The sequence below is a fragment of the Acinetobacter sp. M5A5_2a genome, from assembly GCF_053345265.1.
Genome location: NZ_JBKEZV010000006.1, coordinates 296,183 through 308,424 on the forward strand (window position 1 = coordinate 296,183; position 12,242 = coordinate 308,424).

The window sequence follows — 12,242 nt, forward strand, 5'->3', positions numbered from 1 at the left end:
TTGTTAAATTGAACCTATAAATACTTCAAAAGAATAAACAATGAAAACACCTCATTTTGCCATTATCGGTGCTGGTACAGCAGGTTTAGCAACTGCCATTTTGCTCGCCCGCGAAGGCAATAATGTGACTATTTTTGAACAAGTTGATGAATTATCTCCGGTAGGTGCAGGTCTTTTACTACAACCTGCAGGGTTAGCCGTATTTGAGCATCTTGGTGTACTTGATGAAGCCTTAACACTAGGTGCAAAAGTCACAGGTTTAGAAGGGCAACTTCCTGATAAACGCCTTTTAGTAAATAGTCACTATCATGAAGCGTCAACAAATCTTTATGGTTTAGGTATTCACCGTTCTACTTTATGTCACGTTCTTACTCAAAAACTTTCTCAATATTCAAGTCACATTACTTGGCGTATGAGCCACACAATTGAAAGACTTGAAGAACACCCTAATGAAATTCGGGTCTTTGGCTTTAATCACAACCAAAAGTTTGATGATTGCTTTGATGCGGTCTTAATTGCCAATGGCGCTCGTAGTCAATTGCGACCAAAAGCATGGGTAAAGGTCGATCAAGCTTATCCATGGGGTGCTGCTTGGAGTATCGTGCCTGAATGTTTAGCACTGAATCCCCAAATTCTGCATCAATTTTATGATCGCTCCAAAATCATGATGGGGATTTTACCTACAGGGGCAATCCCTTCTGCACCCGAGCAACGACTTGCGAGTGTATTTTGGAGCCTACCTACTGCACAATTACCTACATTTTTGAAAGACGAGCAGTCAAAACAGGCTTGGTTAAACCAAGTTTCAGAGCGCTGGCCTGATGTAGCAGAATGGTTAAAACAAATTTTGTACAACAATCAAATTCAACCTAAATGGCTATCTGCCCAATACCGTGATGTCGTGATGACTCAATTTGGGCAAGGCCGAATTGGTGTTATTGGTGATGCTGCTCATGCTATGAGCCCTCAACTGGGACAAGGCGCAAATATGGCTTTACTGGATGCTTGGGCTTTTTCTCAATCATTGCAACTTGCCCAAAAGAACCAAAATATTGACTGGTCACTCCTCTGGCAGCACTATCATCAACATCGCCGCTCTTCCACCCAGTTTTATCAATTCCTCAGTCGCTTATTAACACCACTTTATCAATCTGACCATTGGTGGGCGGGAGGTTTAAGAGATCTCGTTTTCCCTTGGATGTATCAGATCCCTTATTTTCGAAAAGAAATGGCAATCACAGTTTCTGGCTTAAAAACAGGTCCATTTCAACAACTTGATTATCAGAAAATTGCTCAATATTGCGAAAAAGAAAATGTACTTAATTCAAAAAGTGAATCTCTTCCCGACTATTAATCTCACAAAAGAATAGCGAGTTATATATGAAAATCAGCCACCTTGATCATCTCGTTTTAACCGTTGCAGATATTGAAAACACCTGTAATTTCTATCAAACAGTATTAGGGTTTGAGGTCATTACGTTTAAAGGTGATAGAAAAGCCTTAAAGTTTGGGCATCAAAAAATTAATTTGCATCAACTAGGCAAAGAATTTGAACCTAAGGCATTACAACCGACTCCTGGATCTGCCGACCTGTGTTTTATTTCAGATACTCCCATTTCAGAAGTGGTTGGACACCTTAATCAGTTAAATATTCAAATTGAAGAAGGCCCCGTTGAACGTACTGGTGCAATGCACCCTATTCTCTCAGTTTATATACGTGATCCAGATCAAAATTTGATTGAGATTTCCAATATTCTCACTTCAGAAATATCTAAATAACGTACTGACAAGTAATGAGAGCAAGCTGTTTGTTAGCCTGACACAGAGAAAAAGCGTAAAGAATTTTTCCGCAAAGTGACGTTCATGCCGTACACTATACAAGCTATTTTTTAGCATCTGACTTAAATCAATTTATAGTTCATATTTCTTTGGTGATTCCTCATGAATAACACGCAATGGCTCGATGAAGTAAAATTTAACGAACAAGGTCTTATCCCTGCCATTGCTCAACATCATCAAACCGGACGCATTTTGATGGTGGCGTGGATGAACCGTGAGGCACTCGCTCTAACAGCGGAAAAAAATCAGGCTGTTTACTTCTCTCGCTCTCGCCAAAAACTCTGGCACAAGGGTGAAGAATCAGGCCATTTCCAAACAGTTTATGAAATTCGTCTGGACTGCGATGCCGATGTCATTGTGTTACAAATTGAACAGCACGGCGGTATTGCATGTCATACAGGTCGTGAGTCTTGTTTCTACCGTAAACTTACCCCACAAGGTTGGGAAATTGTCGATGCACAGTTAAAAGACCCTACTGCAATTTACGGTGAAAATGCTAAAACAGAAGCTCACGATCATGCCCATACCACTGAACAAGTTGATGTACTTGCTCATTTAGGTCAATTGATGCAAGAGCGTAAGCAAGCTGAAGCAGATACCTCTTATGTTGCCAGCCTCTATAAAAAAGGCATCAATAAAATTTTAGAAAAAGTCGGCGAAGAAAGTGTAGAAACCATTATTGCTGCTAAAGATTTTGCAGTTCAAGATTCAGAAGCTCACTTAAACGATCTCGTTTATGAAACAGCCGATTTGTGGTTCCATACTATCGTCATGTTGGGTTATTTTGATCTTAATCCACAACTTATTATTGACGAATTAGCTCGTCGTCAGGGTTTATCTGGTTTAGTTGAAAAAGCTAACCGCAACAAGGTATAAAATCACTCAGTGTCGAATATTGAAAAACCTAAAGCTACCTATGAGCAAGCGATTGCCATAGACAACGCCCGTCTTGGGCAATCATTTAAAGTGATTGCCTATGCTGGTACAGGTAAAACTACTACTTTACAAATGATTAGCGATGCCATGCCTGAGCGGCGCGGTATGTATTTGGCATTTAACAAAGCGATTGCTGGTGAAGCCCAAAACAAATTTCATCGTAATGTCGACTGCCGTACTTTTCACTCACTTGCCTTTCGTAGTGTGCCCCGTGGTGTAACTGACAAATTACGTCTACCGCGCTTAAGTCCAAGTTTTATTGCTAAAGAATATCGACTAGAGCCGATTACTTTACGACGAATGATGGGTGGGCGTTACGAGAAATATGTCTTGATGCCAAGCCGACTAGCAAGTCTTGTCGCAAATGCGGTGGGTTACTTCTGTTCAACGAGTTCTCAATACCCTGCACCTCGCCATATTCAAGCACCGAATTGGTTACATCCAGATGATATTATCGAATTACAAAAGCATCTTTATCCTGCTGTGGAACGTCGTTGGCTAGAGTCGATTGACCCGAATCATCAAGCCGGAATTGGCCATGATATTTACCTTAAACTTTGGGCATTATCTGAACCGAACATTCCTAGTGATTATGTGTTATTTGATGAAGCACAAGATGCCGACCCTTTAATGCTGGGTATTTTGCTTCGACAAAAAAATACGCAGGTCATTTATGTTGGTGATGCTCATCAACAAATTTATGCATGGCGTGGTGCGATTAATGCTATGCAGCAATTACCATTACCTGAATCTCGTCTAACCACGTCTTTTCGTTTTGGTGAAACGATTGCTGACGTTGCCAATGCGTTGCTGGGCGGCTTAAATGAGACTGTTCCTCTACTTGGCAATCCGAACCAAAAATCAAGTGTAGTTAATAAACCTCACACTAAAATGCGTGACGCAATTTTATGCCGCACTAATGCCCGTGCAATGGAACTTTTGTTGGCAGGTTTAGTTCATGGCGATAAGGTAAGTTTGCAAGCAGACCATCAAAAACTAAACCGTTTTGTAGATGCTGCAAGCCTCTTGAAACAAGGCAAACGTGTCACCGATGTTCCTGAGTTAGCATGGTTCAATTCATGGCATGATGTTCATGAATACTGTGAAACCAATGAAGGTAGTGACATTAAACCTTTGGTTAAATTGGTTGATGATCACGGGACTGACCCATTAAAGAAAGCACTTGCAAAGATTACACCCATTGAGCAAGCTGATTATGTCATCTCTACAGCCCACAAAGCTAAAGGGTTAGAATGGAACCGTGTTCATATTGAAGATGACTATCAATTTAAAATTAATGGCTTAGAACACAAGATTACAGATGAGGAGTTAAGATTACTTTACGTTGCTTGTACTCGTGCTAAAGTAAGTCTAAATATCCATCATCTTTATGATCTGATACAACAATTAAAACTAAGGGCGCCTTTAAGTCTTCGTCAATCGGTTGGTTGAAGCGCTCATACTTAGGTGAGCCTATGAAACTTGAATCGATCCAATTTAAACATATTGCTTTATTTCACGATCTTAAAATACAGTTTCAATATGAAAAACAGCCTATTACCTTAATTTTAGGTGAACAAGCAACTGGTAAAAGTATGTTACTCAAACATACTTACCATGCTTTAACTTGGTTCCCTGCCCGTCTTAAAGATTTACGTAGCCCTGGTATTGTCATGCCTGATCAAGACATTACTCAGTCGCGCCTACAATCAAGAATCGAAGTGACTATTCAAGTTCCAGCAGAAATTGGCCATTTACCTGAAAGTACCTCTGCTCAACAGGTGGATTCTTCACTATGTAGCTGGAAACTTTTTAAAACTCTAAATTCAAGTGGCATTGGAATAAGCCAAGTTGAAACGCAGCAACTTGATCAAACTATGGCCCTTTATCAGCAAGTCACAAAAAAAGATCCACTACAAGGATTGCCCTTAGTCGCTTACTACCCAGCCGAGCGATTTGTAAATGATATTAATCTGCTGAATAAAAATTTACCCGGCATTACCCAATCCATTTCAGCCTATGACATTAGCCCGCTACCATTTACAACGTTTACTCGTTTTTTTGAATGGTTACGTGAAATTAGCGATATAGAAAATGCCCAAGCTGCACATCTCGTACAACGTATTATTTCCAAACAATCAGCTCAGCAAGATCAAACAGAACTATTAAATGAGCTTCAAAAAGAGTTATCAGGGCAGCCTAAACAGCTCACCTCCCCGAATCTTTATGCACTGAAAAATGCATTAAATATTGTTTTGCCTGAACTTAAAGACCTATATTTGCAATATCAACCTCGGCTCCAGCTCATGGTTGACTATGAAGGTCAAACCCTACCGTTTCAGCAGCTTTCCAACACCACAAAAACTTGGATTGCGTTGGTAGGCGATGTAGCCCGCAGACTCTGTTTACTCAATCCATTAAGTCTAAACCCTTGCCTCGAAGGTGACGGGGTTTTATTAATAGATCAGATTGATGCACAGCTCGACTCGACACATTGCACAGAAATCTTGAATCGGCTTCATCAGGCATTCCCACGCTTACAAATTATTGCAACAGGAAGTCGTGAGGAATTACTTGAACATGCTTCCAACTATCAATGTTTAAAATTAGAAAATGGTAAAGTTAGCCATCTTGATTTAAATACAACCAAGCAACAGCTTGAAAACATCTATACATTACTGCAAAGAAGCGAACCATTAACGCAGTCTATAGAGGCACAACCTCTTAGCTTAATTGATCCAACACCATCTCCAGCACAAATTGGTGTTTTATTTCAGCAAATCCAAAATCTAAGTGAGCAACAAAAAAATGAATTATTACGCATGATTCATGCTGGAGACACACCAGAAGAAAGCCCTTCTGTTTAAATTTTATGACCCATTTACTCTATTTTTATAATGAAATTCGGCTTCACACAATATAGAGTTTAAGCAGGATTTTTAGGCTCTAAAATCCCTAGATGTTGTTACTACATGTAATAACATCAGATTTTTACTGCTTTTTTAGTGTACAATAAATTTCATTTTGCGTTTTTATTCTTCAAGTTGCGCAATACAACTTGTTTCTCGCTTTATTTTCTAATTTGGTTGGGCTTTCAGAATACAAGCCTTGGAAATCTCTTTGAATTCCTATCTGTTCTGAAATTAAAATTTCACTTTTAGGTCTCGGCCTAAATCACATATGGATACGAGTGTGCTACCGATAATTATCTTATTACCGTTAATATTAGGCACCACCCTTGTTTCATTGCTTCAACGGTTCTCGCGTGGAGTAACGGCTTTAGGGGCAATCGGAGTCAGTTTAACCAGTTTTGGTTTATTACTGGCTCAAGCAAAAACTGTGCTTGGTGGTGCAAGCATTCAACAGAGCTGGGATTGGTTACCTCAATTAGGAATTAATCTAAGCTTCAGACTCGATGCTCTTGGTTTACTATTTTCTCTACTTATTACCGGTATCGGTACACTCATTTATATATACGCCTACTACTATCTTGGCCCTAAAAATTCTTTAAGCAAACTATATGCTTTACTCATGCTGTTTATGGCAGCAATGCTGGGTATTTCGCTCTCTAATAATCTTATTATTTTATTAGTCTTTTGGGAGCTCACCAGTATTTCATCTTTTTTATTAGTGGGTTACTGGAGTCATTATGAAGCTGCTCAACGCGGCTCTCGAATGGCACTCACCATTACAGGGATGGGCGGTTTGGCGTTATTGGGTGGATTTGTTCTATTAGGACAAATCACTGGAACCTATGAAATTAATGACATCATGGGCATGAAAGATGCCATTCAAGCCCATTCCCTATTTATTCCAATGTTATTGCTTATTTTGCTTGGTGCATTTACGAAGAGTGCTCAGTTTCCATTTCATTTTTGGTTACCCAACGCAATGGCTGCGCCCACTCCGGTGTCTGCATACCTGCACTCTGCAACCATGGTAAAAGCTGGGATCTTTCTGCTTGCCCGCTTACTGCCAATTTTTGTAGGCGCTGCGATCTATCACAATATCGTGACATTTGTCGGCCTATTTACACTTTGTATGGCCGCATGTTTTGCCATTTTCAAAGAAGACTTAAAAGGTTTGCTCGCCTATTCAACAATTAGCCATTTAGGTCTTATTGTCTGTTTACTAGGTATCGGTTCACCTTTAGCAGTTGCTGCTGCCATTTTTCATATTATTAACCATGCGACATTTAAAGCAGCTCTGTTTATGCTTGCGGGGATTATTGACCATGAAACTGGTACACGTGATCTTCGAAAACTCAGTGGTATTTGGCAATTACTTCCTTTCACGGCCACATTAACCATGATCACCGCTGCCTCTATGGCAGGGGTACCACTCACCAATGGCTTTATTTCTAAAGAGATGTTCTTTACCGAGCTATTGGCGAATCTTTCAGGTTCAACGGTTATCTTTGCCAGCATTATTGCAACTCTGGCTGGTATCTTTGCAGTAAGTTATTCAATTCGCTTAGTGCATGGCGTGTTTTTTGACGGTCCAATTGGTAAACAAGTTCCAAATAAAGATGCACATGAACCACCTATCGGTATGCGTTCGCCAGCCATTCTTCTTGCTGTGCTATGTATCTTGGTTGGAGTTTTACCTTCTTTATTGGTAGAACCACTGGTCAATAGCGTAACGAGAGCAAGCTTGATGCAACCAGAATTTGCAGGAACTCATCTTGCAATCTGGCACGGATTCAATGCTCCTCTCATTATGAGTATTATTGCTTTAGTGGGCGGCTCACTCTTCTATTTTGCTTTGGCAAAAGATGGCATGATTCGTAAAATTGACCTTGACCCACGTCTTGGCAGATTACAAGGCCGTATTTTATTTGATTTATTTTTAAAACATCTGTTGCTCACCAGCCGAAAAATCAAACAAAAAACTGAAAATGGCTCATTGCAAAGTTACTTGTTCTTGATCATTGCTTTTAGCATCATCATGGTAACCATGCCGCTACTTAATCAAGGGCTTACTACAGGCACACGTGAACTCACTCATGCCCCATGGATTGCCATCGTTCTCTGGCTGACCTTATTCTCGGGTTGCTGGATGATGCTATGGTTCCACCATGAACGTATTAAAGCAGTCCTCATTAGTGGTGCAATTGGTCTGGTTGTAACGATGGTGTTTGTCACCATGTCAGCTCCTGATTTGGCATTGACTCAAATTACTGTGGATGTTGTAACCACTGTTCTTTTATTAATGAGTTTATCTTTACTTCCACAGCTAACGCCTTATGAGTCTCTTCGCTCAAGACGTTTAAGAGATGCCGCTTTAGCCATTATTGGAGGCTTAGGGATAGGCTGGATTACGTGGCTGATTTTAACTCGTGATCATAATTCGATTTCATGGTTCTTTGCCCAACAATCTTTACCACTCGGTGGTGGTTCAAATATTGTAAATGTCATTTTAGTTGACTTCCGTGGTTTCGATACCTTTGGTGAAATTACGGTACTAGGAATTGCGGCTATTGGTTCACTCTGCCTCATGGATGGCATGCGTGTACATGGTACAACCATGACCCAAGGTCTCACCTACCGTTTTAATCCATCTCCGCTCATGTTCCGTATTACAGCCTCTTGGGTATTACCATTAGCGCTTGTGGTGAGTGTTTATATCTTTATGCGCGGGCATAACTATCCAGGTGGTGGCTTCATTGCAGGTCTAATCACCTCAATGGCGTTAATCATCCAATATATTGCGCTAGGTCAAGACCAAACCGAACAATTACTCAAAGCAAAATCAGGGCGTCTTTACGAAGTCTGGATTGGTTCAGGTTTAACAATTGCTGGGCTTACTGGTGTAGCTGCATGGTTCTGGTTACGCCCATTCCTCACCAGCGCGCACGTGTATGTTGAATTACCAATTTTAGGAAAACTACATTTGGCTTCAGCTGCAAGTTTTGACTTAGGTGTTTATATCACCGTTGTTGGTGCAACGATGTTGCTCATCTCTGTATTGGGAGACTCTCGCCACTCAAGTATGTCTGGTCCTGTAGTACCACATCGGGAGGAATCATCATGATCAGTTTAGAATTCTTATTGGCTTCTGCTATTGGTTTACTTGTTGCCACAGGTATTTATCTGATTTTACGTGCTCGTACTTTCCCTGTCGTGCTTGGATTAGCTGTAATTGGCTATGCTGTAAACCTATTTTTATTCGCTATGGGCCGATTACAAATCAGCTCACAAGCAATTTTAACTGAAACAACAAAAATAACCGATCCACTTCCTCAAGCGCTGGTGTTAACAGCCATTGTGATCGGTTTTGCAACCACCGCTTTTATTGTACAACTGGCGCTGCGTAGCCGTTATGAGTCAGGTAGTGATCATGTTGATGCTAAAGAAGACATCTCTCCAACATACGACCCACGCGAGGATGAGCCGTAATGTTTGATTTTTTATCTTTCTGGCAAGAACATGCGCCTATTTTTAGCATTCTCATCCCGGCATTTACTGCTTTTATTTTATTACTGCTCGGCAACCCTGGAGCCGGTGCTTTAAAAGATGACTGGCGACAACCATGGCGTCGTGGCATTAGTCTTGTTTCGGCAATTGCTGGATTAATTACTGCAATTGTATATTTGAGCTTTGCAAGCACGGGCCAGATTACCATTTACCAACTGAGTGAATGGTCAGCACCATTTGGCATTGTACTCGTATTAGATCGCCTTTCTGCTTTTATGCTGGTACTGACCTATGCACTAGTCGTCCCAGTTTTATGGTATGCAATCGACAATTGGGATACCCGTGGTCGCTATTTCCATGCCATGGTGCATTTCTTGTTAATGGGTATCTGCGGAGCATTTTTAACAGGCGATTTATTTAACCTTTTCGTCTTTTTTGAAATCTTGTTGATGGCTTCGTATGTTTTGCTTTTACATGGACAAGGCAAGCCACGCTTTCAGCTGGGTGTTCACTACGTCATTATCAATCTATTAGCCTCTGCCCTATTCTTAATTGGCCTTGGTATGATTTATGGTAGTGTGGGTAGCCTCAACATGGTGGATGTTTCACGTCTTATCCCCACACTCGAAGCAGATCAACATAAATTAGCCGTAGCAGGTGCCTTACTTTTATTTGTAGTGTTTGGCATTAAAGCAGCCATGCTTCCTGTAGGTTTTTGGCTACCAAAAACTTATGCTATTGCAAGTACGCCTGTAGCTGCAATTTTCACCATTATGACCAAGGTCGGTATATATTCGATTTTGCGTGTGAATGGAACTGTATTTGACGATGCGCTTAGCCAAGAAATCTTAAAAAGCTGGTTACTTCCGATTGGTTTAATTACATCACTCTATGGTGTGATTGGAGCAATTGGAGCAGATCGATTACGTCGCTTTGTCGGGTTTATGGTGCTTTCTTCAATTGGCACCTTGCTCACGGCAATTGCCATGTCGAATACACAAGCATGGTCTGGCGCATTATATTACTTAGTGCACAGTACGCTGATTGGAGCAGCTTTTTATCTATTTTGTGGATGGATAACCTCACAACGTGGAGATTTTAAAGATCACTTAAAAGTTGCTCCAAGAATCAAACAAGAAAAAGCGGCTATGCTGACTTATTTCTTGATTGCCATGATGCTCGCGGGTTTACCACCTTTTAGTGGTTTCCTTGGAAAAGTATTCATTTTACAAGCGACAGTTGAAACCAGCTACCAAGGTTGGATCATTGGTGTGGTACTTGTTGTTAGCCTATTAAGTATTATTGCTCTAACACGTGTTGGTTTTATCTTGTTCTGGCGAGCAACACCTCCTGAACAAGATCCAATTCATCCTGCTTATATTCTTTATCAGGCCTTACCAGAACGAGCACCACCACGTAATGATAAAGTCATCTATGTGTTACTTGCTGGCTTAATGGCTTATGTCATATTTGCTGCACCTATTCAGCATTACACATTAAGTACTGCCCAGCAGATCCAAGACCATGCGCTTTACCAACGTACTATTCTTAAAGTAGATCAAAATGGTGAATTTATCAGCGTGCAACCATTTGATCCCGCTTACCTACCAGAAACTAAATATGGGGGTGAAGTTGAAGATCATAATGCTTACCTCATTCCTGATATTATTTCGAAAGATACCTTCAATGGTGAACATATTTCAGAATATAAACATCGACAAATTCAGCAACAGGACAAACTACAAACGCCTACCATTGTTGATGAAAGTCAATTGAAACCTATGGAGCCATAACAATGCAGTTATCTCATTTGCTTGAACGCTGGTTTCCACATCCATTTGTTTCCGTTCTTATCATTTTATTTTGGCTGATGCTGTCACATAGTCTGGATGCCAGTGATATTTTAATGGCTGTGCTTTTAGGCTTGATTATTCCTCGTTTAGTCAAACCGTTCATTACTCGCACACCGCATATTCACTGGAAACCTGCTGTTAAATTATGCTTTGTAGTTCTTTGGGATATTGTCATTTCTAACTTTCGAGTAGCAAAGCTCGTTTTAGGACCTACCAAAAATTTACACCCTAAATGGTATCGTGTGCCACTAGAAACAGAACATGAGCAGGTCAATACATTACTGGCAATGATCATTACGACAACGCCGGGTACTGTCTCTGCTGGTATTGATCAGGAACGTGGAGATATTTTGGTTCACGCCTTGAGCACGGATGATACCGAATCTGACATTCAAGACATCAAACAACGCTATGAAATTCCACTTATGGAAATTTTTGATGTAAAAAGTGAAACGGAGGCAAGTGTATGACAATCCTACCCTATGCTCTAGGTATTAGCTTAATTGCCATTACAATCTCTATGCTACTTTGTCTTTTCCGAATGGTAATCGGTCCATCAATTGTAGATCGACTTTTAGCACTCGATACTCTTTTCTTAAATGCAACTTGCCTCATTGTTGTGCTAGGCATTTACTGGATGACGACCTCTTTATTTGAAGGAGCGCTACTGGTTGCTATGCTAGGTTTCGTATCTACAGCAGCCTTAGCACGTTACTTCACAACCGGTCATGTTGTCGATTAAGGAGAGATCAAAATGCAGTTTGTAATGGAAATTATTGTTTCGGTCTTTCTGATTTTTGGCGCTTTCTTTATGTTAGTCGGCTCAATTGGTATGGTCCGCTTACCTGACTTATTCATGCGCTTACATGCACCCACAAAATCGAGTACGTTAGGATTAGGCAGCTTCTTGATTGCTTCCATGATCTTTTTTGCTTTTCAAGGCCGCTTTGGTTTTGCCGAGCTACTGATCACACTTTTAGCTTTTATTACCGCACCGGTTTCGGCAAATTTAATTGCTCAAGCTGCGCTACATTTACGTTTGCGCTCGCTTAGTGGAGAAGTTCCTGAAGCAATTGAACGCCCTTTGCCTTGGGATCGTTATAAAATTGGACAGCGTTTCTCACAAAATAAACCTCCTATGGACCCTCCTAAAGAATAGGGAAAAAAGACAACCAATAAAAAAAGCCACCCGAAGGTG

Annotated in this window: 11 protein-coding genes; all 11 read left to right on the plus strand. The window is 40.7% G+C overall.

Translation table 11 applies throughout. The features are described 5' to 3' along the window. Positions 1-40 precede the first annotated feature (40 nt). The 11 genes from ACLBWE_RS10145 (at position 41) to ACLBWE_RS10195 (ending at position 12,203) form a co-directional block, all read left to right on the plus strand. Positions 41-1,354 (plus strand): FAD-dependent oxidoreductase, encoded by a 1,314-nt coding sequence (locus ACLBWE_RS10145; RefSeq protein ID WP_447602647.1) that lies wholly within the window; start codon positions 41-43, stop codon positions 1,352-1,354. 26 nt (positions 1,355-1,380) lie between these two features. Continuing rightward, positions 1,381-1,779, plus strand: coding sequence for a VOC family protein (locus ACLBWE_RS10150; RefSeq protein WP_005037163.1), 399 nt, complete (start codon positions 1,381-1,383; stop codon positions 1,777-1,779). A 162-nt stretch (positions 1,780-1,941) separates the two neighbouring features. Continuing rightward, the gene (hisIE, locus tag ACLBWE_RS10155; RefSeq protein WP_005037164.1) at positions 1,942-2,715 is read left to right on the plus strand and encodes a bifunctional phosphoribosyl-AMP cyclohydrolase/phosphoribosyl-ATP diphosphatase HisIE; all 774 of its coding nucleotides are present in this window, start codon (positions 1,942-1,944) and stop codon (positions 2,713-2,715) included. Positions 2,716-2,724: 9 nt separating this feature from the next. Then, the gene (locus ACLBWE_RS10160; protein WP_004640865.1) at positions 2,725-4,227 is read left to right on the plus strand and encodes a UvrD-helicase domain-containing protein; all 1,503 of its coding nucleotides are present in this window, start codon (positions 2,725-2,727) and stop codon (positions 4,225-4,227) included. A 23-nt stretch (positions 4,228-4,250) separates the two neighbouring features. Next, positions 4,251-5,642 (plus strand): AAA family ATPase, encoded by a 1,392-nt coding sequence (locus ACLBWE_RS10165; RefSeq protein ID WP_447602650.1) that lies wholly within the window; start codon positions 4,251-4,253, stop codon positions 5,640-5,642. Between the two features lie 313 nt (positions 5,643-5,955). Next, the gene (locus ACLBWE_RS10170) at positions 5,956-8,808 is read left to right on the plus strand and encodes a monovalent cation/H+ antiporter subunit A (RefSeq protein ID WP_447602652.1); all 2,853 of its coding nucleotides are present in this window, start codon (positions 5,956-5,958) and stop codon (positions 8,806-8,808) included. Beyond that, positions 8,805-9,173, plus strand: coding sequence for a Na+/H+ antiporter subunit C (locus ACLBWE_RS10175; RefSeq protein ID WP_005037171.1), 369 nt, complete (start codon positions 8,805-8,807; stop codon positions 9,171-9,173). Before ACLBWE_RS10170 ends, ACLBWE_RS10175 begins: the two co-directional genes overlap by 4 nt. Further along, positions 9,173-10,984, plus strand: a complete 1,812-nt coding sequence (locus ACLBWE_RS10180) for a monovalent cation/H+ antiporter subunit D (RefSeq protein WP_447602655.1) — start codon at positions 9,173-9,175, stop codon at positions 10,982-10,984. Before ACLBWE_RS10175 ends, ACLBWE_RS10180 begins: the two co-directional genes overlap by 1 nt. Positions 10,985-10,986: 2 nt before the next feature. After that, complete coding sequence (locus ACLBWE_RS10185) at positions 10,987-11,514, plus strand: Na+/H+ antiporter subunit E (protein WP_307012019.1); 528 nt, start codon at positions 10,987-10,989, stop codon at positions 11,512-11,514. Beyond that, positions 11,511-11,786 (plus strand): monovalent cation/H+ antiporter subunit F, encoded by a 276-nt coding sequence (locus tag ACLBWE_RS10190; protein WP_005037177.1) that lies wholly within the window; start codon positions 11,511-11,513, stop codon positions 11,784-11,786. The genes ACLBWE_RS10185 and ACLBWE_RS10190 overlap by 4 nt, the downstream gene beginning before the upstream one ends. 12 nt (positions 11,787-11,798) lie before the next feature. Then, complete coding sequence (locus tag ACLBWE_RS10195; RefSeq protein WP_017391372.1) at positions 11,799-12,203, plus strand: Na+/H+ antiporter subunit G; 405 nt, start codon at positions 11,799-11,801, stop codon at positions 12,201-12,203. Positions 12,204-12,242: the final 39 nt, after the last annotated feature.